Here is a 20,720-nt window from a genome sequence, read left to right on the forward strand (position 1 = left end):
AGTCCCTGCGGTCATCCGCGTTTCTTGCGGAAATACTGATAGAGGTTGTCGAAGACAGGAGCGCCCTGCGCGATCCGCTGTTCGTCGCTCTCGTTCGCCATGGCGATGCCTGCAATCAGACTGGCAATCCCAGTCGCCTCCTCGCGACCGAACTTGTTGTCCTTGAGGTCGATGTCATGGACGATCTCGGCGATGGCCTGGAGTGCCGGATCATTGATGCCGGCGCGGGTAAGCAGAACTTCGAAGCTGCAGCGATCGCCCTCATGGGTGATTTCGCCTTCGAACATGTCGAAGCGCAATTCCCCCTCCTTTGGCACGTATCCCTTGCCCGCTACGAAGCGGATGATCGCGTCAGCATCGATGAACCGGCGGATCAGCCAACTGCAGGCGATGCGGTCGACATGCACGTCCCGGCGCGTGACCCAGATTCGGCCCTTGAGCTCGCTCGGCTCGGCGGCCTTCTTCGGTTCCTTGGTCATGGCCTTGTCCTCTGTAAGCTGTGTTTCAAGTTCGGCGATCAGTCCCTCGATCGTGAGGCGACCGCTGGCACCAAAAAAGTCGATCATCACCACTTCAGTGAGCCGCTTGCGCAAGCGACCAAGTTGCGGACGCGCTTCTGCGTGTTTTTCCGATGTCGCGTCGGCCCCAATCGCTGCAGCCAGCTCGCGCGCTTCCCCAGCGATCTCCGCATAGTCGGCATCACGGGCCGCGTCGAACATCGCCCGCACCTGCGCGTCCGACAGACCGTCGACAAGGCGCGCCTCGCAAATCATGGCCTCGCCGCCGCCGGCGACGATCTCCTTCAGAAGCCATTCGAAATCCTCCTGCATCTCGGCATTGGCCGGCAGGGCGTAAACGGTGCTTTTGACTGCGACCGCGCCGATGCCTTGCAACCGTCGCCAGATCTTCACCCGGAAATAGGCGGGCTTGCTTGGCAGCTGATAAATCAGGAGCAGCCAGCGCTGCTCCTGCGATTGCCCCTCACTCATAAGTGAACCGTATCATGGACTGAATTAGATGCAACACTTGTATCATGGCTCATGCGCAAACCATACTAAATGGCCAAGATCCGCAGAGACACCATACTTCAATGCGGGCGAAGCTCATCGTCGGTTGTCGAAGCGCCCCAGCGCACTTCCGGGCGAAGAAAGAAAGCTCATGTGGCGCCCCTCGAACGTCGTCCGGCAGGAATGGAGGCCCCGGAAGTAATGGCGACGGCACCTTCGTGTACACAGTCACGGACAATCGCATCACACGCCTCGCCATCAAGGCTGGTGTCACCGAGAACGGTCGCGTCGAGGTGACGGCGGGCCTTTCGGAAGCGACATCGGTGGTGGCAACCACCCAAGGCGTGCCGCCCCTGAGGACTGCGGTTCAGCCGCAGATGGTTCGCTCCTCGTCCTTGGAGGAATACCCGGCGCAGCTGGGATCGATTCCCTCTCGCCCATAAGTGACCCGTATCAAACGCCTGAGCAAGATGCAACACTTGTATCATTTCTCGTTTGGGCATAACGTGCGCCTGCTCACGGATGGGCCGTGCCGCCGAGCGAGGAAATCCAATGCCGCACCAGATCATGCCGCTGCCGTTCAAGCCGCCCAGGCTCGTCGGACTGTCCGAACGCCTGCTGGCCAGCCATTATGAAAACAATTACGGCGGTGCGGTTCGCCGCCTCAACGCTATCGAACAGCGGCTCGATGAACTCGACTGGGGCGCAGCACCCGTCTTCGACATCAACGGGTTGAAGCGCGAAGAGCTGGTCGCGGCAAATTCGGCGATCCTGCACGAGATCTATTTCGATGGGCTCGGTGGTTCCGGCGATGCCGGAGGCGATCTTGCCGCAGCACTGGAGCGCGACTTCGGCAGCGTGGCGGCATGGCGCGCCAAGTTCATGGCTTGTGCTAAGGCGCAGGCCGGAGGCTCGGGATGGACGCTGCTGACCTGGTCGGAGCGCCGCGATCGGCTGACGATTCAATGGGCGGCGGATCACACCAATTGTCTCGCCGGCGGCATGCCGATCCTCGCGCTCGACATGTACGAACATGCCTACCACCTCGATTTTGGCGCCAAGGCTGGCGCCTATGTCGACGCGTTCATGAAGAACATCCATTGGGAGCGGGTTGCCGCCCGCCACCGGCGGGCTGTCGCGCAGCGCGATCCTTCAACAGGACCTGCATCGGACAATAAGGTTCCAACTGTTGCGCCAGAGGAACTGCGGGCCCGACTCGACCAGGGCGAAGATCTGGTCGTGCTCGACGTCTGCCTGGCCGACGATCTGGCAAAACGCAGCGATATGCTGCCGGGCGCCAAGCTCCGCGCTCCCGAGACCATTGCCGATTGGGCCGATGAACTGCCGAGGGACAGGCCTGTCATCGTCTATTGCGTGTACGGCTTCCAGGTCAGCGGCGACGCAGTCGCCGAACTGCGTCGCCGCGGCGTCGATGCAACGGCGCTCTCAGGCGGCATCGCCGCCTGGCACGCCATCGGCGCGCCAACCGTCCCTCTGGTGATGAGCGAAGAAAGGATTGCGTCATGAAATGGGTTACCCGTGAACGCCCGGTCATCGACCGCATCGCCTGCCCCTGGCTGATTGCACGCTTCATCGACAAGGAACCTGATTTCCTGTTCGCGGCACCTGATCAGGTGATCCGTGTTGCCCAGGAAGCGGGCGCGACACCCTACGACGTGCCCGGCGTCGAATTCACCCATGTCGGCGACGGTTGCAGCTTCGACACCTTCGTCTCGAAATTCGGCCTCGATCGCGACCCGGCGATCGTGACCATTGCCGCGATCGTGCGCGGCGCCGACACGGATCGGCACGATCTCACGCCACAGTCTGCAGGACTGCTCGCGATCTCCATGGGGCTGCGGGACGTGACGCCCGACGACCACGAGATCCTGAAGCACGGCTTCGTCATTTACGATGCGCTTTATGCCTGGGCCTCACGACGCAAGGCGGAGACCCATAGCTGGCCACCCGTCACGAAGCCGGCGGCGGCCTGAAGTAGCGGGCAACGAGGGCAGATCAAGTCGGCACTCAAATCACCGGCCGCCGCTCGCCGTCGGCAAGGTGGCAGGCCGCGACCCCGCCATGCGGCACCGAGCGCAACATCGGCTCCTCGGTCCGGCAGACATCGATCGCCACAGGACAGCGGGTGTTGAAGCGGCATCCCGGTGGCGGCGCGCTGGGGCTTGGAGGGTCGCCCGCGAGGATGATTCGGCGACGGCCGGCCTCGATACGAGGATCCGGCGAAGGAACCGCCGAAAGCAGTGCCTGGCTGTAGGGATGGGCCGGCTCGCGAAACAGCGGCCGCGTCACGCCGGCTTCCGCGATGCGGCCAAGATACATCACCGTCACGTTTGAGCAGACCTCGCGCACGATCGCCAGGTCATGCGCAACGATGACGATGGTAAGGCCAAGCTGTTTCTGCAATGATGTGAACAGGTTGACGATCTGCGCCCGGATCGAAACGTCAAGCGCGCTGAGCGGTTCGTCGCAAACCAGGATCGATGGCTTCAGCGCAAGCGCGCGAGCGATCGAAACGCGCTGGCGCTGGCCGCCGGAAAGCGAACGCGGCAGGCGGTCGAGCACGGTCGCTGGCAGCGCCACCAGATCCAGCAGCTCGCCGATACGGCGCCGGCGCTCGGCCGGAGATCCGAGGCGATGGATCTGCAGCGGCTCTTCCAGCGTCTGGTAGACGGTCTGGCGACGGCTCATCGAGCCCAGCGGATCCTGGAAGACGAACTGGACCTCGCGGCTGAACGATTTGCGGTCCGACTTCAGCCACTGGGCGCGATCCCGCCCCGAGATCAGCACCGTACCCTCAGTCTCCTTCTGCAGGCCGACGACGCTGCGAGCCAGCGTGGTCTTGCCACAACCGGATTCGCCAACGATGCCATGGAAGGCACCACGCGGAATGGTCAGGTCGATGCCGTCGACCGCCCGCACGGCGCCTGTGCCGGAGCGGTTGGCGAAATGGACCTTCAGGCCCTTAACCTCAATCGCCGCAATGTCAGCCATGGATTGCTATCCCTTCCCGCCTCAGCACCACCGGGCATCCCACCTTGTGCGGCGTCCCGCCCGTCGAGATCGTCTGGAGCGGCGGCCGATGCACGCGGCATTCGGGCTCAACCAGTTCGCAGCGGGCAGCGAAACGGCAGCCCGGCTCCAGCCTGATCTGGTTCGGCGGCAAACCTGGTATTTCCTTGGTCGCGGCGCGTTCGTCGGCGCGGAAATCCGGTACAGAGGCAAGCAGCCCGCGTGTATAGGGATGCGTCGGCCGCGTCAGCACATCCATCGCGATCCCCTCCTCCGCCACCTGCCCGGCATAGAGCACCATGACCCGGTCCGCGACCGAGGCGACGACGCCGATGTCGTGCGTGATCAGCACGACCGCGATGCCTTCCTCGCGCTGGATCTGGCGGATGAGCTCCAGGATCTGCGCCTGCACCGTGGCGTCGAGCGCAGTGGTCGGCTCGTCGGCGATCAGCACGCGCGGCCGGCTTGCCAGGGCCAGTGCGATCATGGCGCGCTGCAGCATGCCGCCAGACATTTCATGCGGATAGCGATCGTAGCGGTCTTCCGGGTCAGGGATGCCGGTGCGGGCGAGCAGCGAGACCGCTTCCTTGCGGGCATCCGCATACGAGAGATTGGCAAAGCGGCGCGCCTGGCGCGCCAGTTGCGGTCCGATCTTCAGCATCGGGTTCAGCGCGCTCATCGGGTCCTGGAAAATGACGCCGAAATAGCGGCCGCGAAGGTCAGACAAGCGCCTGGACTCCATTCCGACCAGTTCGCTCGCTTCGGCTCGGGCCGATCCCTTGATGTCGACGGTGACGCCCTCGGGCAGCAGGCCGAGCGGCCCAAGCGTCATGACGGTCTTGCCCGAACCGCTCTCGCCGACGACGGCGACTGTCTCGCCGGGACGGACGTTGAACGACACCCCATCGACCGCGCGCACGGAAACGGTCGTGGCGTAGAGATCAATGACCATGTTTTCTATGGAGTAGATCGGCTCGTCGCTCATGGCGCGGCTGTTCCCGTTTCGACGGCGTTCCGCTCCGCTTCCTCAACGGCGCGCGCCTTGCGACGCTTGCGCAGCAAACCGCCGCGCACCGGCCTCGGCACCTTTTGCAACGCGAAGGTCTCGCCCAGCAGATTGAAGCTGACCACCACCAAAGTGAGCGCAAGGCCCGGAAGGACGACAAGCCTCGGGTATTCCTCAATGTAGCTCATGCCGTCGACCAGCATCTGGCCCCATTCCGGCGCCGGCGGCGCGACGCCCAGGCCGAGGAAGCTCAGCGTCGCGATGGCCAGGACAAGGGCGCCAGCATCGGCGCTGGCATAGACCACGACGAGGGCCAGGACATGCGGCAGGATATGGCGCACAAAGATCCACAGATGGCTGGCGCCCATCACCCTTGCCGCTTCGATATAGGGCTGTTGCAATTCGGCGGTGACCACGGCGCGGCTCATGCGGGCATAGTTCGCCCACCACGCCAGCGTCAGCGCCGTGATCATCGACCAGTAGCCGGTGCCGAGAATGCCGATCAGCGCCAGCGCGATCACCAGGCTTGGCAGCGCCAGCGCGATGTCGATGAGGCTGATCAACACCAGCTCGACGCGCCCGCCGACATAACCGGCGAACGAACCGATGCTGACGCCGATGGCAAGTGCGGCCACCAGCACGATCACCATCGCCACCAGCGATATGCGGGCGCCGCCGATGATGCGGCTCAGAATATCGCGGCCGAGATAGTCGGTGCCCAGCCAGTGAGCCCAGCTCGGTCCCGCAAGCGTGACGTCGTAGTCTTGCGCGCCGGGATCGTAAGGCATGATCGAGGGACCGAGCACAGCGACCGCGACAAAGAAGACGACTGGCAGCAGCACCAGCCAGGGCCAGTCCTTCATGCTCCTGAACAAGGACGTGTTCATCGGATCAAGCTCCTCTCGCCCTACGCATGCGCGGGTCGACAAACATGCAGATCACGTCAACCATCAGGTTGACGACAACGAAGAACACCACGAACAGCAACAGAACCGACTGCATGCCGACGAAGTCGCGGAAGCGGATTGCATCGATAAAGAAGGCGCCGACGCCGCGCAGCGCAAACACGGTTTCAACCACGATCGAACCGATGATCATCAGCGTGAACTGGGCGCCGAAGGTGGTCAGGAACGGGATGGCGATGTTGGGCAGAGCCTCGCGCATCAGCACCTGTGTCCTCGTGTAGCCCTTCGCGAAGCCCGTCGTGGCGAAGGGTCGCGACATGGCCTCCTGGAGGTTGACGCGGACGACGCGGCTCAGCACCGATGCCGGAAACAGGGCGATTGTCACCCACGGCAAGAGCCACGAGGTGAAGCCGCTGACGCCGAAGGTGGGCAGCCAGCCCAGCATCACCGAAAAGACGATGACCAGCAGCGCCGCCACGAAGAAGTTCGGCGTCGAGGCGCCGACCAGCGAGAAGGCGTGGAGGAACCAGTCCAACGCGCCACCATTGCTGACCGCACCGGCAACGCCGAGCGCCAGCGACAGGAAAAAGGCGAGAATGCCGCCGCCCGCAAGCAGCGCCGCCGTCATCGGGATTCTGGCGGCGAATTCCTGCGCGATCGGCTTGCCGGTGCGCAGCGAGACGCCGAGATCGCCTGTGATGGCGCTGAAAAGCCATCGGCCGTAGCGGACCGGCAGCGGATCATAGAGCCCGAGGTCCTCGCCGATCTTCTTGATCATTTCGGCATCCGCGCCCGGGCCTGCCGCACGCTCGGCCATGAGCGCGGCGACGTTGCCCGGCGCCGCGGCAACCAGGGTAAAGGTCAATGCCGATGCCGCCACGACAAGCAGACAGGCAAGCAACATCCTTCGCAGAATCGTGCGTCTCATCGGAACTCCCCCAGGAGGTTCGAGGCGTTCAGGCCTTCAGCGTGATCGCCTTGAACGGCAGGTCGTAGTCCGTCGCGGGAAGCGCGAAGTTCTCGACGCGAGGATTGTGCGCCCACAGCCGCTGGCTGACAACGAGCGGGCAGATCGCCCGGTTGTCGTGCAGCCAGTCGTAGAGCGCCTGCATCTTGGCTTCGCGTTCGTCGCCGCTCGCTTCGAGCGCGGCCTTGACCACGCCATCAAGCTCCGGGGAAACATAGATCTTGCCGTCCGGCCCGCTGTCGGCGGTGGATACGAACGCGTTGCCGAGCGTGCCGTGCGGATCATAGGGCGCGCCATAGGTGGTGAAGAAGGCAAGATCATATTCGAACGCCGGGCGACGGTCGTGCATGGTGGCGTTGTCGACTGACGAGACCTGAACCTGGAAGCCGACCTCGGACAGCTGACCCTGGATCATCTCGGCGATGCGGCGCGAACCCGGCAGCGATTCCTCCGATACGAGGAAATCGATCGCCAGCGGCGCGCTCTCCTTGCTCCAGGCGCCTCCGCTTTCGCTCCAACCGCCATCGGCAAGGATTTTCCTGGCCGCGGCGACGTCGCGTACCGGCACGTCATGCCGCTTGCCCGACGAAGGCACGTTGGCCGGGAAGAGATCCGCCGCCGGATCTGCGTAGCCTTCGAACAACACCTTGGCGATCGCGGCGCGGTCGACCGAGACATAGATGGCCTCGCGCACGGCCTTGTCGGCCATCATCTTGGCCTTCGGCGAATAACCGAGCAGCATGGTTGCGGTGCCGGCCTCGGCCACCACTTTCATACCGTCCTTTTCAAGCGCGCGGGCGCGGCGTGGCGACAGCGTCGCCACCCAGTCGCCGCCGATCACGTCGAGATCGCCGGAACGCAGGGCGTTGGCGCGGGCGAGTTCGTCGGGAACCACCTTCAGCTCCATGCGAGCAAACAGTGGCTTCTCGCCCCAGTATTTGTCGTTGCGCACCAGCACGGTGCCGGAGGAATCGTAGCTTTCGACGATCCACGGTCCGGTGCCGACCGGAGCGGTCTGCTTGCCGCCGGCGTCGACAGCCTTCGGCGACAGGAAGCGCACCGGACGCACGATGGTGAGCTCCAGCAAGGCGGCGGGCACCGGACGCTTCAGCTTGATCGTCAACTTGCTGGGTCCATCGGTGACGATGCTGTCGAATCCGTCGGACACACCGATCCATGAGAAATCCGCGACGCCCAGCCAGCGTTTGAGATTCCATTCGGCGGCGGTCGAATCGAAGGGTGTGCCGTCACTGAAGGCAACACCTTCGCGCAGGTCGAAGGCGATCGAAAGCTGGTCGTCGGCGACAGCCCACTTGGTGGCGAGCCCGGGCTCGAGCGCGCCGTCCTGGCCATAGTGTATGAGGGCGTCGAACACGACCGTGTAGGAACTCAGCGTGGAGACGTTTTGCAGCAGGTCGAGATCGCCGGTTTCGGCGGCAATGGCGACCTTCAACGTTTCATGCCCCTCCGAGTACGCGGCGCGCGGAAACGCGGCAATGAAGGCCAGGCCGGCTGTGGAGGCCAGGAAATTGCGGCGGTCGAGAGTCATCATGTTAGTTCCCCTTTTTGTTTGATTGGCAACGATCATGTGCACGCTTGCTAATTTGTATAGACATAAGACATAAAGTCGGAAAACCGTTTGAGAGTTTTACCCCAGCGACCCACTTGGTCGCGGTTGCGGCCTACAGCCAGTTCAGCACCGCCGCCGAGAGCGCGAGATAGCGGCCGGCTTTCGCCATCGTGACGATCGCAACGAAGCTCCAGAGCGGCTCGCGCAGAACACCGGCCATCATCGTCAGCGGATCGCCGATGACGGGAACCCAGCTCAGCAACAGGCTCCATCGTCCGTAACGGCGGTAGCGCGCCGCGGCGCGATCGAGCGCAGTGGGCTTGACCGGAAACCATTTGCGGTCGCGAAAGCGGTCGATGCAGCGGCCGAGCAGCCAGTTGACAACCGAACCAAGCACGTTGCCGATCGTCGCGACCAGGATCAGCGCCGCCGGTGACTGGCTTCCGGTCAGCAGCAGGCCGGCCAGCACCGCCTCTGACTGCAGCGGCAGAATTGTCGCTGCGGCGAACGCGGTGAGGAACAGCGCGCCGAAGGCACCAACATCTCCCAGCATTGGGGCCGCTCAGCTCGCTTTCGGCCATTTTGGGTGCCTATCGTTAACGACATAACCATGCGCATGCTCGAAGCCTGCTTCGGTCCAGACGGCGTCCTCGAGGTGCGAATGCCCGTCAGACAGATCGTCATGGGCGTGGCTGAGAACGTCGGGATCGTGACGCGGCCACAACCACATCGCGGCAAAGAGTGCCGCGGCGCCAATGACGCCAAGCAGGATAAAGGTGAAGGGCAGGCCCATCGCCGCGCCGACGAGTCCGGCGATCGGATAGGTGATGAGCCAGCAGGCGTGCGAAAGCGCGAATTGCGCGGCAAACAATGCCGGCCGGTCGACGGGATCGGCCGAGCGCTTGATCAGCCGCCCAGACGGGGTCTGCGCCAGCGAATAGCCCAGCCCGAGCACGAACCAGAGCGGCAAGAGCAGCTGATAGCTGATGGCGAACGGCCCTGCGAACACGCCGGCAACCAGCAGGCCGGCGCCTGACAACATCGCAACCCGATCCGGGATGCTGTCCAGCAGCCGCGGCAGGACCAGCGCCGCGATCATCGAGCCGCCACCGAAGGTGGCAAGGGCAAGTGCCGTGTCGCTCTGGGAAAGGCCGAATTTTGCCTGAACCAGCACGACCGTGTTGACGATCACCATGGCACTGGCGGCGGCGACAGCGAGGTTGAGCGCCAGCAGGCCGCGCAATCTCGGCGTCGCCAGATAGATACGGATGCCGCGTGTGGTGCGCTCGTAAATGCCGCGCGGCTCAGAGGGTTTCGGGCTCGGCAGAACCACCGACACCACCAGCGCGGCCGACGCCAGGAAGCCGATGACCGTGCCTGCGAACAGGCTATGGAAGCTGATGACGGAAAGCAGTGCCGCCGCCAGTATCGGACTGACCACGCTCTCCAGATCGTAGGCAAGCCGCGACAGCGACAGCGCCCGCGTGTAGTCCTTCTCTTCGGGCAGCACGTCAGGGATCGAAGCCTGGAAGGTCGGGGTGAAGCCGGCTGACGCCGACTGCAGGATGAAGATGAGAAGATATATCTGCCAGACTTCGGTGACGAAGGGCAGGAATACGGCAACCCCTGCCCTGATGAGGTCGAGCGAAACCAGCATGGTACGGCGTGGTAGGCGCTCGGCGAACGCGGCGGAAACGGGCGCCACGCCGACATAGGCGATCATCTTGATGGCAAGCGCCGTGCCGAGCACCGCGCCGGCATCGGCGCCGGCAAGGTCATAGGCCAGCAGCCCGAGCGCCACGGTGGCAAGGCCAGTGCCAATCAGGGCGATGACCTGGGCCAGGAAAAGATGGCGATAAGTGCGATTGGCAAGGACTTGCAGCATATGTCTGTCTTCTTGGAGGAGCGATGGGTCGTTGATCCGTGGCGATTGAATGGCGGGCCTGATCTCAGTGATGGTGGCCTTCCGGCTCGACCATTTTGAACGGCAGCACCTGCTCGCGACCCTTCGCGGCCAAGACCAGCCTCGCCTGGAACTCATGCGGCTCAGCAGGAGCCACGGTGCTCTCAAGGCGATGATGGTTGTCGGCGACGGGTTCGAGGCGAAGCGTCTCCGGCCCGCCAGGCCTATCGATGATCACCGTTGCCATCAGATCGTCGGCATGCCGGTCGATGGTCAGCCGCATCCGCTCGCCAGCCGGCGTGTCGACGATTTCCAATGTCCCGGCAGCCAGATCGCAGTCGACCTTGAAGGGCTCCGGCGCATGATGACCATGTGAGTGAGAGGGTTCCGTGCCCGTCGCGGCAGACCCGGCCGAACTCTCCAGACGAACATTCGCTTCAGCCAACGCCGGCAAGTGGGCGAACAGTTCCTCCTTGAGGGCTTCGGTGACGCCCATCACGTCCTTGGCCGTCGCCGCGTCGGCGACACTGATGGCGACGTCGGCATGCAGGCGATGGCCGATCCAGCGCGCCTGCACGCTTTGGACACGTTCGATACCGGACACATGCTCGGCGGCATGATGGATTTCATCGACGATGCCGGGCTCGACACCGTCGAGCATGCGCGTGAGGACTGCCTTCGAAGACTGCCAGACGATCGCGAAGATGGCCACCGTGATCAAGAGCCCGATGATCGGATCGGCCAGCGGAAACCCCAGCCATACGCCGATAGCACCCAGCACAACCGCCAGACTGGTAAAGCCGTCGGTGCGCGCATGGTAGCCGTCGGCGATCAGCGCCGCGCTGTTGATCTCGCGGCCGACCCGGATACGGAACACTGCAACGGCCTCGTTGCCTAAGAAACCTATAATGCCGGCTATGGCGACCCAGCCAAGAAATGCGATCGGCTGCGGATTGATCAACCGGTCGATCGCCTCGTAGCCGGCAACGATGGCGCTGAACAAGATGATGAGGACAATCAGAATGCCGGCCAGATCTTCGACGCGGCCCAGCCCGTAGGTGAACGTCTTGCTCGGTTTGCGACGGGCCAGCATGAAGGCGACCCACAATGGGATGGCGGTGACCGCGTCGCCGACATTGTGGATCGTGTCGGCCAGCAGCGCCACGCTGCCGGAGAGGAACACGACCACCAACTGCAGCGCCGCCGTGATGGCCAGAACGACGAATGACCATTTGATCGCCCAGATGCCGCGCGTCGTCGTGGCGATCGTCGGGTCGATGACGCCATGCGTGTGGCCATGGCCGCCCTCGCCGTGATCATGTCCGTGGCCGCCCATGCCTTGCGTCATCGGGCCGAACCCGAACCAATCGCGAACTTTGTCCATCATGGCGCTTCTCACAGGTACTTGGTGATATCCTTGAACTCGTCGATCGAGCGGCGCTGCTCGAGCGCCAGCGGTCCGACGACGTCCTCAAGGCAGTGGTTGAGGTGGTCCTGGATCAGCGTCTTCTTGGCCTGGGCGATGGCCTTCTCCACGGCATGAAGTTGCTGGGCGATGTCGAGGCACGGTCGCCCGGCCTCGATCATCTCGACGATCCCGCGCAGATGGCCGTCGGCGCGCTTCAGCCGCTTGATGATGGCAGGATGGGTTTCGTGGACGTGGGGACGCTCATTCATGCCCTTGATGCTATCCCCCCAGAGAGGATATTCCAAGCCTCAAAGTGGCCTCGATTCTGGTGCATGCCACCATTCGTTAGGATTTTAGAGAATAATCGTTAAGCATGCCGAATTGGATCCCTAGCACAGCCTTTCGTCTCATCGTCGCGTTCGCGATGACTCTCGGCGTGCTGCTCTCCCCAGTGGGTAGTTCGGCCTCGCATAGCCCGATTGCGCTCGCTGCCGCCGAGGCAGCGCGTCACGCAGAGCTGACAGCACAGATCGAAAAACACGGCCACAGCCATGACGATGGCGAAGCCGATGAGCAGAGCTTTGGTCATACCCACGGCCACAATCCGGCCGACCACACCCATGAAACGGCGAGCACGCTTCCGGGCTTCGCGCAGCCAGCACCGCCGATAGGCCGGAGCTGGCTGGTTTACCCGCCTTCGTTTGCCGACCTCGAAATCCGTTTCCGGCTTGAGCGCCCTCCCAGGCAGATCGTCATCGCATGATCGCGGCCGCACGCGCGGCCATCCTCAACGACGACGATTGGAATTCTCATGCAAGGATCCTTCTACAAGGGTCCGCCACGCACGCCTTGCGCGCGCTGGCGGTTGGCCCTTCCTGTGCTCATTGCTCTCCTGACCCTCCCATTGCTTGGGGGGACTGCCCTCGCCCATGCCGTTGCCGAAGGCGACAAGGGCTATATCCAGGAGATCACGGGCATCAATCTGCTGCCCTTCATCTATCTCGGCGCCAAGCACATGGTGACGGGATACGACCACGTCCTGTTCCTGTTCGGCGTGATCTTCTTCCTCTACCGGATGAAGCACATTGGCATCTATGTGAGCCTGTTCGCGCTCGGCCATTCCACGACCATGCTGCTTGGCGTCTATTTCAACGTTGGCATCAACAGCTACATCATCGACGCGATCATCGGCCTGTCGGTCGTCTACAAGGCGCTCGACAATATGGGTGCCTTCCAGAGGTGGCTCGGCTTCCAGCCGAACACCAAGATCGCGACGCTGATCTTCGGCTTTTTCCACGGCTTCGGCCTGTCGACGAAGATCATCGAATACAACATCTCGCCCGACGGGCTCGTGCCCAACCTACTTGCCTTCAACGTCGGCGTTGAGGTCGGTCAGCTTCTCGCGCTCGCTGCTATCCTTATCGTCATGGGCTACTGGCGCCGGACCGACAGTTTCTGGCGCCACGCATACACCGCCAACACCATCATGATGACCGCCGGGTTTGTGCTGATCGGCTATCAGCTCACCGGCTGGGTCGTCTCCTGAACCTCCAAGTAAAGATCAAAAAAGGAATTCTCCCATGTACAACACAGACACCCCGACCCGCGCTGAACTGCCGACATCCATGCAGCTCCTCCGATCTACCCTCATCGCCATTGTCGCGGCAGCGGCCATCCTTGTGACCATCGTGCTGCCGGCCGAATACGCCATCGATCCCACCGGCGTTGGGCGAGCGCTCGAGCTCACCGAGATGGGCGAGATCAAGACACAACTCGCCGAAGAGGCCGAGCAAGACCGCCTTCGCGAATTGCAAAACGGCACGCCGACCGCAGTGCCAGGCCAAGATCAGCAGTCGAGTCTTCTGGAGCGCGTCTTCGCTGAACTGGTGATTGGTTCCGCCTCTGCCCAGGAACTGCGGACGGACGAAATGTCGGTCACCCTCAAGCCCGGCGAAGGAGCTGAGATCAAGCTCGTCATGGCCAAGGGCGCAAAGGCAAACTACTCTTGGACAGCCAATGGCGCGGCGGTGAACTTCGACACCCATGGTGACGGCGGCGGCGAAAGCATCTCATACGAGAAGGGACGCGGTGCTGCAGAGGACGAGGGCGTACTTGAGGCAGCCTTTGACGGCAATCACGGTTGGTTCTGGCGCAACCGCACCGGTGCCGACGTCACCGTGACGCTGAAGACGAATGGCGCGTACACCGACATCAAACGCATGATGTGATCGATACGGCACGTCTTATCCGGCGCCGTTTGGCGCCGGGGGAGATCAAGCAGGTGAAATAGCCAACTCGGACCAACACAGTTTGATAATATCCAACCTGTGTTGGTCCCCTTCGGATGTCGTTGGTTAGAATCAGCTCGCAATGATGTAACAGGAGCGTCGCGCTAGCTTCCCCAAAGCGTAATCACGCCGCATTGGCCGCGAGCGCGCTCAAAACCCCTTGCGGCAAAGGGCTTCAAGATCCGTCTTTGTCATTTTCTCGATGCCGAGCCCAGGAAGAATATCATTATCTCCCTTGAGATCCCGGCCATAAGCCGCCGACAATATGGAAATTCCGGATTCATGGAGAACCGCCGGATTTCCGCTGATCTTCCCCAGGACTGCGGTTGGTAACAGGCCGAACGGAACGTCCTCGAGAATATAGCGGCTCTCGATAGTCGTCGGGCCAAAGCCGCCACGACCTTGGCGATCCATCTCCAGGTTCATTTCCGAAACGGTGCTCATGGGGACGTGGAACGACAATGAAAAATGTTCCTGGACGGTACGAACCGCGATACCGAAATTGCCAGCTATGGCCAATCGTTCGGCATCCAGAGCCTCGATGAAGCGACCAACGGCAGGAGTGACATTTCCCCCCTGGCTCCATCGCTCGGCCTTCTCCATTCGTGTGAGATTGAGAAGGGCAATTCCCAGATGGTTCTGCGGATTGAGGTTGCTGAGCGCAATTGCCAGCAGACCATCGCGCTTGACGAAACGATCGCCGAACAAGGCCGTGCAAAGCTTGTACCCTTGATCGAGCGCATCGAAAGGCAGCGTCGCAACATCAAGCTTCTGGCGAATGGAAGTGACCTGGACTTCTGCTGGTCCGAGCTGGCGGCCGGTCAAGAGCGTTGTGCCCCAAACGACGATCGGCAACCTGACCTTGCGCTCGGCTAACCGCTTGGAGAGATACAGCGCGCCGAACGAACTGTGCGAACTGACGATGACAGGAATACCATCTGCCAGGTGAGGGACGGCGGCATCCATCACTATCTTGTGGCCGTAAGCGGGAAGCGCGATCACCACCACATCCGCGTGATCGATGGCATCTTTACAATCATTGGCAATACGCACCGGCACCGTCGCCTCGATATCCCCCGTCGCCTTCAATAATTCGCCAGTCGCCAACGTTCTGGTGCGGTCTCCCGACGGTGACCAAAGTGTTGGCGTATGTCCCGATTGTGCCAAATAGGCCGCAAGGCCATAGGCAATTGCTCCAGCGCCCAGAATACTCACGCGCATAACATTCCTCCTGTCGCCGGCTTTATGGTTCGAGAATCCTTGCCGTCCCCGCCTACAAGTTTTTTCATCGGGAGGATCCGAATTGAAGTCACGTCGGTTGCCATCAGCCGTTTCGATCAGGACTCCGGCTCTGAGCCGGCAAACGCCGCAACGACTATTAGTTTCCGCTTGACATATATCAAAAATGAATGAGACGATGTCAATCATACGAATTACGCATGTAGGGAGAACATGGAAACCCGGGACCTTCAGACCTTCCTTGCGGTTGCTGCCAGCGGCAGCATTACCAAGGCGGCTGACATGCTCGGGCGTTCCCAACCTTCGGTGACACGCACCATTCAGGAGCTCGAGGCCGAACTTGGCTTCGAATTGCTGCATCGGATCGGTCGACGGGTGCAGCTGTCTGAAGAGGGTGTCGCATTCGAGGAGGAAGCGCGGCGATTGTTGATGTCTTTCACCGAACTTGCAGCGCGGGCCAAGATGATCGCCGCCGGCCGTGGGCGGATCCTGCAGATTGTCACAACCTCCGCGATCGGCACCGGCTTGATCCCGGCGGCCCTGGCCGAGCTCAAGGGTGTCGAGCTTCCGCACGAGACGCATCTCGGGCAGTTTCTTCCCTCGATCGTCGCCCAGGAAGTGCGCAGCGGACGTGCCGAGATCGGGTTTTCAAGCCTGCCGCTCGATACGCCCGGTCTGGATGTCCTACGGCTCTATTCGGCGCCTGATGTTGCTGCCGTGCGGGAGGACGATGCGCTGGCTGAACTTGATGTCATACCGCTTTCGGCTTTTGCGGGTCGTCGCGTGGCTACGTTGCTCAATCCGCTGCGGTTTCAGTTGCATGTCGCCAAGGCACTCGCTGCCCGGGGCATCGACACCGGCCCGGTGATCCGGACCAATACTGCCTACGGCGCGTTGCAGATCGTGCGCCATACTGGTGTCGCGGCCGTCATCGATCCCCTCACGGCCTATGGCGTCGCCCTGCCTGGGGTCGTCATTCGCCCGATCGATGTAACCGTTCTCTTTTATTGGGGCGTTGTGGCTGCCTCAAAACGTCCCCTTCGCCCAGTCGCGCAGGCGCTGATGGATGCGGTCGAAGCGGTGGCTGAACGGTCGATCGTCGGTTTCAAGAAGCTCGATCCAGCTTTGGCCAGCCAATTGGTGAACGATCCCGCGTCGGGCACAAATAACGGAACTGGAATATGAAGCATACTCCCACCCCGGCAGCATCGACGGGCCTTGCCGCGTTGGAAGCCCAGCTCGCGCAGGATCTCGACTTTGTCGAGCTGCCCGCCAAGCCCTGGGTCCCCACACGCATGCATGAGGGCGCCCCGGTCCGTGATGTCGTGGTCATTGGCGCTGGCATGTGCGGACTTGCTGCCACGGCAAAGCTGGTGCTGGCAGGGATCACCAATGTCGTCGCCTATGATGCGGCGCCGGCTGGGCTCGAAGGACCGTGGATAACGTTTGCCCGCATGCAAACACTCCGGTCGCCGAAGACCCTGCACGGTCCGTCGCTCGGCTTGCCGCAATTGACGTTCCGCGCCTGGTTCACGGCGCAATGGGGCGTCGACGCCTGGCGGTCGCTGGACAAAATCCCCAAGGGCCAGTGGATGGATTACCTGGTCTGGTACCGCAAGGTTCTTGCTCTGCCTGTGCGCAACGGCGTGCGCATGACCGGCGTCGCACCGGTTGGTGATCTGATTGCGATCGATATCGAAGGCGCGGAATCCGGCCGGGTTCTCACCCGTCATCTCGTTCTGGCCACCGGCCGCTCTGGTCTGGGCGGTTTTGCCGTGCCCGATTTCCTCAGGGGCATCGATCGCGCTTATTGGGCCCATTCTGCGGACGAGATCGATTTCGACGCGCTGCAAGGTAAGCGTGTGGCGGTCATCGGCGCCGGTGCCTCGTCCATGGACAATGCCGCAACCGCACTCGAGGCGGGCGCCGGATCTGTGGACATGTTGATCCGGCGCAAGGAAATGCCGCGCGTCAACAAGCTGACCGGAATCGGCAGTCCGGGTGTTGTACTCGGCATGCATCAATTGCCCGATGCCTGGAAGTGGAAGTTCTTCGACTACACCGCCTCAACCCAGACGCCGCCGCCGCGTTCATCGACGCTTCGCGTTTCTCGCCACCCCAATGCCCGGTTCTTTCTCGACTGCGGCATCGTCGCGGTCACGGAAGATGCGGGAGGCCTGCTTATCGAAACCACCCAGGGGCTGATGCGCTACGACTTCCTGATCGCGGCAACCGGCTTTTCAAACGACTTCAACGGCCGCCCGGAATTTGCAGCCATCGCGCCACATATCCGCACCTGGTCGGATGGCCGATATACACCGGACATGGGGCCGGCGCGTGCAGGCATGTCCGACGCACCGGACCTAGGTCCCGCCTTCGAGTTTCGTGAGCGCGTCCCCGGCTCCTGCCCGATGCTGTCGCATATCCACTGCTTCAACGACGCCGCCATGCTGACGCACGGCAAGGTCTCCGGTGATATCCCAGCCGTCAGCGCGGGTGCCGACCGTTTGGTCCGCGGCATTGCCGCATCGCTGTTTGCCGAAGATGTCGAAACCCACTTCGCCAACCTGATCGCTTACGACACGCCCGAACTTCTGGGCGACGAATGGGTCGATTCAACACCCTTGTTGGAGAAGGAGGCCGCGCTGTGATCGACGCAATGGACAAGGCCGCCGGTCTATCACCGCACGATGCGCTTTTCAGCGCGCGTCGGTTTCGGCCTGAATTCGTGCTGGGGGCCGAGGAATGTCGCCTCTCCGTCCTGCAGCCAGCAAACGACCAAGGGCTTGCGCCTAATTTGCGGGTTGCTCTGGCCCGTCGCATGGCCGCTCTGAATGCCGATCCGGTCCTGATGGCCGAATTTGATGTGCAGCTGGCTCAGCTCGATCCGACTGAGCAGCTTCTGGCCTTAGCCCAGGGGGAAACGGATTTGGAAGAGCCATTGGCGACCATCGCACGTCATGTGGACCTGATTACGCTGACACCGAAAAAGGCGGAAGCGGGCCACATCGCCCTGCTCGCCCAAGCTGGATTGAACAATCCTCAGATCGTCGCCCTTTCCGAGCTCATCGCCTTCGTCAATTTCCAGACGCGGGTGGCAACCGGCCTGCGATTGTTGAGGACGGCATGATTTCCGCGGTGCGCCTGAAGCCATTGAATTGGCATCCGTACATAGCGCCGGTCGAGCTATCCGAGGCCACGCCGGAACAGCTTGAAGCGATGAAGGTCACGCCATCAGCCAAGAAAGTTTCGGAATATGTGCGCACCCTTGCGCATGACCCTGAGAGCTACCTTGCCCGCACCATCTTGTTCAACGCCATCATGTATGTCGAAGGCGGGCTTGCCCGCCCTGACCGCGAGCTTGGTGCATTAGGTGCGTCCATCGTCAATGGCTGCAAATTCTGCGCCGTTGTTCACGCCCGCAGGCATGCAGAGCTGACCAAGAACGACGAAGTGGTCACCGCGCTCTATCTCGATAAACCTGAAGCGCTCGGCCCACGCGATGCGGCAATCTACAGTTTTGCCCGCCGCCTGTCGGCGGCCCCGTCGGAAGCAACGGCAGACGATATCGCCGCGCTTCGATCAGTCGGCATGGACGACCGCGAGATTATCGACCTGATCCACGCCATATCGATCTTCGGCTGGGCAAACCGGCTGATGCACGTTCTCGGCCATGCGGAGAGCGGGTGATGATGTCGCATGCGGTCGAAGCAGTCCGTCTCACACTTTCCGAAGGGACAACCAGCAATGCTTGAACTCAAAGATGTAAAGCTGTCTTACGGAAGCACGCAGGTTCTGAACGGCGTCAATCTCTCGGTAAAGCGGGGTGACGTGGTTTCGATCATCGGCCCCAGCGGCACCGGCAAGACCACGTTGCTGAAATGCATCAACTACCTGGCCAAGCCGTCGTCAGGAACCATCGCGTTCGATCAGATCCGGATGGATTACCAGCGTGCCGACAAGGTCGCTGTCCAGGCGATCCGGTTGCGAACGGCGATGGTCTTTCAACAATTCAACGTCTTCAAGAACATGACGGTCCTGCAGAACGTGATGGATCCACTGGTCGTCGTGCAGCGCAAGTCCGCGGACGAGGCGCGGGAGATCGCCTTGCGGGAGCTCGAGCGGGTCGGCCTCACCCCGAAGCGAGACAGCTATCCCTCCCAACTGTCGGGCGGCCAGCTCCAGCGCACCGGCATTGCGCGCGCCCTGGCGGTTCGTCCCGACGTGATACTCTTCGATGAGCCTACGTCATCGCTGGATCCAGAACTCGTCGGTGAAGTCCTGAAGGTGATCAAGGACGTCACCTCGTCAGGGATCACTTCGCTGCTTGTGACCCATGAGATGCAATTCGCAAGGAACATCTCCAACCGGATCGTCTTCATGGACCGTGGCGTGGTCGCCGCCGATGGCAGCCCGGCTGATATCTTCGACGCGCCTTCCAGCCCACGACTTGCTCAATTCCTGCAGTCAGAACTCGCTTTTCAATAATCCAACAACAAGGGAACCTAAGAAATGTCTGTAATCACATCCCGCTTTTCCCGTCGTCATGCCCTGGCTGTCGTCGGCGGCATCGCAATAGCCCTTGCAACGGCGGGGGTCAGCTATGGCCAGACCGTTCGGACAATCAAGATCGCGACGTCTGCCGAATCCAAGCCGCTGGCATGGGGCGCGATCGGCGTCGAGCCGCAAGGCTATGAGCCCGATCTCCTGAGGGCGATCAACGCAAAGCTGCCGCAATACAAGTTCGAAATGGAAGGCGTCTCCGACATTGCCCAGGAAACCGGTCTCGCTACGGGCAAGTACGACATCGCGGTGGGTGGCTACTACAAGTCGCCCGAGCGCTCCAAGCAGTTCTTCATTCCGGAAAATCCCATGGGCGCCAGCCTGATGAAGATCTACAGCAAGAAAGACAGCGGCATCAAGGAAATGAAAGACCTGGTCGGCAAGAGGATCGTTCCGACCACGGCCGGCGGTGGAACCTACAAGTTCATCATGAACTGGCAGAAAGAAAACCCGCAATACAAGCTCGATGTCACGGCATCGAGTGCAGGCATTCCCTACCCGAACCGGCTGGACGAAGTTCAGAACGGTAAGTTCGACGCTCTCGTCTTGCCGTCCAATCTCGGTGAGCAGACCGTCATCGAGCAAAAGAAACTCGATATCGTGGCGTCCGAACCAGTGTTCAGCAACAACACCTACATGCTGATCCACAGATCAGACGAGAACAAGGTTCTGGCTGACGATGTGAACAAGGTTCTCAAGGAATTGAAAGACGACGGCACGATCGAGAAGCTCTCGCAGAAGTGGTTCGGCGAGGGCATCGTCCAGTACATGAAATAGCACGGCCGTCGAGGGCCATATTCGCTAGTCAGCGGCAAGGCTGAATTGCAAAAAGGA

At 61.8% G+C, this 20,720-nt stretch carries 23 protein-coding genes; 12 read left to right on the forward strand and 11 right to left on the reverse strand.

All coding sequences use genetic code 11. The features are described 5' to 3' along the window. Window positions 1-11 precede the first annotated feature (11 nt). A complete protein-coding gene (locus NKI05_RS01755; protein ID WP_023669887.1) occupies window positions 12-989 on the reverse strand; it encodes a chromate resistance protein ChrB domain-containing protein in 978 nt (325 codons plus the stop codon). Window positions 990-1,225: 236 nt separating this feature from the next. On the opposite strand from NKI05_RS01755, the gene NKI05_RS01760 reads away from it, so the two are divergent. From NKI05_RS01760 to NKI05_RS01770, 3 genes are all read left to right on the forward strand, one after another. Beyond that, entirely contained in the window at window positions 1,226-1,450 is a 225-nt protein-coding gene (locus NKI05_RS01760) for a hypothetical protein (RefSeq protein WP_352792153.1), read from the forward strand. Window positions 1,451-1,559: 109 nt separating this feature from the next. After that, window positions 1,560-2,534, forward strand: coding sequence for a Fe-Mn family superoxide dismutase (locus NKI05_RS01765; protein WP_023669886.1), 975 nt, complete (start codon window positions 1,560-1,562; stop codon window positions 2,532-2,534). Next, on the forward strand, window positions 2,531-3,001 hold the full coding sequence (locus NKI05_RS01770) for a chromate resistance protein ChrB domain-containing protein (protein ID WP_023669885.1): 471 nt from the start codon (window positions 2,531-2,533) through the stop codon (window positions 2,999-3,001). The genes NKI05_RS01765 and NKI05_RS01770 overlap by 4 nt, the downstream gene beginning before the upstream one ends. A 34-nt stretch (window positions 3,002-3,035) precedes the next feature. Here NKI05_RS01770 and NKI05_RS01775 read toward each other — a convergent pair whose 3' ends face one another. The 9 genes from NKI05_RS01775 to NKI05_RS01815 all read right to left on the reverse strand — a co-directional run bounded on the left by NKI05_RS01775 (window position 3,036) and on the right by NKI05_RS01815 (window position 12,065). Then, complete coding sequence (locus tag NKI05_RS01775) at window positions 3,036-4,019, reverse strand: ABC transporter ATP-binding protein (protein WP_023686257.1); 984 nt, start codon at window positions 4,017-4,019, stop codon at window positions 3,036-3,038. After that, window positions 4,012-5,022, reverse strand: a complete 1,011-nt coding sequence (locus tag NKI05_RS01780; protein ID WP_023686258.1) for an ABC transporter ATP-binding protein — start codon at window positions 5,020-5,022, stop codon at window positions 4,012-4,014. Before NKI05_RS01780 ends, NKI05_RS01775 begins: the two co-directional genes overlap by 8 nt. Further along, window positions 5,019-5,930: an ABC transporter permease gene (locus NKI05_RS01785; protein WP_023814961.1), complete on the reverse strand. Its 912-nt coding sequence runs from the start codon at window positions 5,928-5,930 to the stop codon at window positions 5,019-5,021. The genes NKI05_RS01780 and NKI05_RS01785 overlap by 4 nt, the downstream gene beginning before the upstream one ends. A gap of 4 nt (window positions 5,931-5,934) precedes the next feature. Continuing rightward, a complete protein-coding gene (locus tag NKI05_RS01790) occupies window positions 5,935-6,876 on the reverse strand; it encodes an ABC transporter permease (RefSeq protein WP_023686259.1) in 942 nt (313 codons plus the stop codon). A gap of 28 nt (window positions 6,877-6,904) precedes the next feature. After that, a complete protein-coding gene (locus NKI05_RS01795; RefSeq protein WP_023686260.1) occupies window positions 6,905-8,467 on the reverse strand; it encodes an ABC transporter substrate-binding protein in 1,563 nt (520 codons plus the stop codon). A gap of 130 nt (window positions 8,468-8,597) precedes the next feature. Beyond that, on the reverse strand, window positions 8,598-9,038 hold the full coding sequence (locus NKI05_RS01800; protein ID WP_023683323.1) for a YqaA family protein: 441 nt from the start codon (window positions 9,036-9,038) through the stop codon (window positions 8,598-8,600). Between the two features lie 9 nt (window positions 9,039-9,047). Further along, on the reverse strand, window positions 9,048-10,370 hold the full coding sequence (locus tag NKI05_RS01805) for an MFS transporter (protein ID WP_023691678.1): 1,323 nt from the start codon (window positions 10,368-10,370) through the stop codon (window positions 9,048-9,050). Between the two features lie 64 nt (window positions 10,371-10,434). Next, entirely contained in the window at window positions 10,435-11,775 is a 1,341-nt protein-coding gene (locus tag NKI05_RS01810; RefSeq protein ID WP_023686263.1) for a cation diffusion facilitator family transporter, read from the reverse strand. An 8-nt stretch (window positions 11,776-11,783) separates the two neighbouring features. Next, entirely contained in the window at window positions 11,784-12,065 is a 282-nt protein-coding gene (locus NKI05_RS01815) for a metal-sensing transcriptional repressor (protein WP_023669876.1), read from the reverse strand. 104 nt (window positions 12,066-12,169) lie between these two features. Between NKI05_RS01815 and NKI05_RS01820 the strand changes: the two genes are divergently transcribed. From NKI05_RS01820 to NKI05_RS01830, 3 genes are read left to right on the forward strand one after another with little or no spacing between them, the layout of a single operon-like run. Beyond that, window positions 12,170-12,559 carry a hypothetical protein gene (locus NKI05_RS01820; protein ID WP_023683326.1) on the forward strand — a complete coding sequence of 130 codons (390 nt, stop codon included), beginning with the start codon at window positions 12,170-12,172 and terminating at the stop codon, window positions 12,557-12,559. Between the two features lie 48 nt (window positions 12,560-12,607). Continuing rightward, window positions 12,608-13,342 carry a HupE/UreJ family protein gene (locus NKI05_RS01825; protein ID WP_031202371.1) on the forward strand — a complete coding sequence of 245 codons (735 nt, stop codon included), beginning with the start codon at window positions 12,608-12,610 and terminating at the stop codon, window positions 13,340-13,342. 34 nt (window positions 13,343-13,376) lie between these two features. After that, the gene (locus NKI05_RS01830) at window positions 13,377-14,024 is read left to right on the forward strand and encodes a transmembrane anchor protein (protein WP_352792154.1); all 648 of its coding nucleotides are present in this window, start codon (window positions 13,377-13,379) and stop codon (window positions 14,022-14,024) included. A gap of 210 nt (window positions 14,025-14,234) precedes the next feature. Here the strand turns inward: NKI05_RS01830 and NKI05_RS01835 are convergent, their stop codons facing one another. Further along, window positions 14,235-15,305 carry an NAD/NADP octopine/nopaline dehydrogenase family protein gene (locus NKI05_RS01835; RefSeq protein ID WP_031202372.1) on the reverse strand — a complete coding sequence of 357 codons (1,071 nt, stop codon included), beginning with the start codon at window positions 15,303-15,305 and terminating at the stop codon, window positions 14,235-14,237. 231 nt (window positions 15,306-15,536) lie between these two features. Between NKI05_RS01835 and NKI05_RS01840 the strand changes: the two genes are divergently transcribed. The 6 genes from NKI05_RS01840 to NKI05_RS01865 are packed head-to-tail and all read left to right on the forward strand — an operon-like array spanning window position 15,537 to window position 20,663. Next, complete coding sequence (locus NKI05_RS01840; protein ID WP_023669872.1) at window positions 15,537-16,508, forward strand: LysR family transcriptional regulator; 972 nt, start codon at window positions 15,537-15,539, stop codon at window positions 16,506-16,508. Continuing rightward, window positions 16,505-17,974 (forward strand): NAD(P)-binding domain-containing protein, encoded by a 1,470-nt coding sequence (locus NKI05_RS01845; protein ID WP_023686266.1) that lies wholly within the window; start codon window positions 16,505-16,507, stop codon window positions 17,972-17,974. Before NKI05_RS01840 ends, NKI05_RS01845 begins: the two co-directional genes overlap by 4 nt. Beyond that, window positions 17,971-18,453: a CMD domain-containing protein gene (locus tag NKI05_RS01850; RefSeq protein ID WP_023669870.1), complete on the forward strand. Its 483-nt coding sequence runs from the start codon at window positions 17,971-17,973 to the stop codon at window positions 18,451-18,453. Before NKI05_RS01845 ends, NKI05_RS01850 begins: the two co-directional genes overlap by 4 nt. Continuing rightward, complete coding sequence (locus tag NKI05_RS01855; protein WP_023669869.1) at window positions 18,450-19,013, forward strand: peroxidase-related enzyme; 564 nt, start codon at window positions 18,450-18,452, stop codon at window positions 19,011-19,013. Before NKI05_RS01850 ends, NKI05_RS01855 begins: the two co-directional genes overlap by 4 nt. 57 nt (window positions 19,014-19,070) lie before the next feature. Further along, entirely contained in the window at window positions 19,071-19,811 is a 741-nt protein-coding gene (locus NKI05_RS01860; protein ID WP_023669868.1) for an amino acid ABC transporter ATP-binding protein, read from the forward strand. A gap of 24 nt (window positions 19,812-19,835) precedes the next feature. Beyond that, window positions 19,836-20,663, forward strand: coding sequence for a transporter substrate-binding domain-containing protein (locus tag NKI05_RS01865; protein WP_023669867.1), 828 nt, complete (start codon window positions 19,836-19,838; stop codon window positions 20,661-20,663). Window positions 20,664-20,720 lie beyond the last annotated feature (57 nt).

Origin of the sequence: Mesorhizobium sp. M0771, from assembly GCF_040320155.1 — a bacterium.
Lineage (GTDB): Bacteria > Pseudomonadota > Alphaproteobacteria > Rhizobiales > Rhizobiaceae > Mesorhizobium.

Bases quoted from the DNA above. Each gene is read 5' to 3' on its own strand.
- NKI05_RS01815 (WP_023669876.1), bottom strand. From the start codon at position 12,065: ATGAATGAGCGTCCCCACGTCCACGAAACCCATCCTGCCATCATCAAG.
- NKI05_RS01810 (WP_023686263.1), bottom strand. From the start codon at position 11,775: ATGATGGACAAAGTTCGCGATTGGTTCGGGTTCGGCCCGATGACGCAA.
- NKI05_RS01835 (WP_031202372.1), bottom strand. From the start codon at position 15,305: ATGCGCGTGAGTATTCTGGGCGCTGGAGCAATTGCCTATGGCCTTGCG.
- NKI05_RS01770 (WP_023669885.1), top strand. From the start codon at position 2,531: ATGAAATGGGTTACCCGTGAACGCCCGGTCATCGACCGCATCGCCTGC.
- NKI05_RS01755 (WP_023669887.1), bottom strand. From the start codon at position 989: ATGAGTGAGGGGCAATCGCAGGAGCAGCGCTGGCTGCTCCTGATTTAT.
- NKI05_RS01785 (WP_023814961.1), bottom strand. From the start codon at position 5,930: ATGAACACGTCCTTGTTCAGGAGCATGAAGGACTGGCCCTGGCTGGTG.
- NKI05_RS01825 (WP_031202371.1), top strand. From the start codon at position 12,608: ATGCAAGGATCCTTCTACAAGGGTCCGCCACGCACGCCTTGCGCGCGC.
- NKI05_RS01855 (WP_023669869.1), top strand. From the start codon at position 18,450: ATGATTTCCGCGGTGCGCCTGAAGCCATTGAATTGGCATCCGTACATA.
- NKI05_RS01790 (WP_023686259.1), bottom strand. From the start codon at position 6,876: ATGAGACGCACGATTCTGCGAAGGATGTTGCTTGCCTGTCTGCTTGTC.
- NKI05_RS01765 (WP_023669886.1), top strand. From the start codon at position 1,560: ATGCCGCACCAGATCATGCCGCTGCCGTTCAAGCCGCCCAGGCTCGTC.
- NKI05_RS01860 (WP_023669868.1), top strand. From the start codon at position 19,071: ATGCTTGAACTCAAAGATGTAAAGCTGTCTTACGGAAGCACGCAGGTT.
- NKI05_RS01840 (WP_023669872.1), top strand. From the start codon at position 15,537: ATGGAAACCCGGGACCTTCAGACCTTCCTTGCGGTTGCTGCCAGCGGC.
- NKI05_RS01820 (WP_023683326.1), top strand. From the start codon at position 12,170: ATGCCGAATTGGATCCCTAGCACAGCCTTTCGTCTCATCGTCGCGTTC.
- NKI05_RS01780 (WP_023686258.1), bottom strand. From the start codon at position 5,022: ATGAGCGACGAGCCGATCTACTCCATAGAAAACATGGTCATTGATCTC.
- NKI05_RS01845 (WP_023686266.1), top strand. From the start codon at position 16,505: ATGAAGCATACTCCCACCCCGGCAGCATCGACGGGCCTTGCCGCGTTG.
- NKI05_RS01800 (WP_023683323.1), bottom strand. From the start codon at position 9,038: ATGCTGGGAGATGTTGGTGCCTTCGGCGCGCTGTTCCTCACCGCGTTC.
- NKI05_RS01775 (WP_023686257.1), bottom strand. From the start codon at position 4,019: ATGGCTGACATTGCGGCGATTGAGGTTAAGGGCCTGAAGGTCCATTTC.
- NKI05_RS01795 (WP_023686260.1), bottom strand. From the start codon at position 8,467: ATGATGACTCTCGACCGCCGCAATTTCCTGGCCTCCACAGCCGGCCTG.
- NKI05_RS01865 (WP_023669867.1), top strand. From the start codon at position 19,836: ATGTCTGTAATCACATCCCGCTTTTCCCGTCGTCATGCCCTGGCTGTC.
- NKI05_RS01830 (WP_352792154.1), top strand. From the start codon at position 13,377: ATGTACAACACAGACACCCCGACCCGCGCTGAACTGCCGACATCCATG.
- NKI05_RS01805 (WP_023691678.1), bottom strand. From the start codon at position 10,370: ATGCTGCAAGTCCTTGCCAATCGCACTTATCGCCATCTTTTCCTGGCC.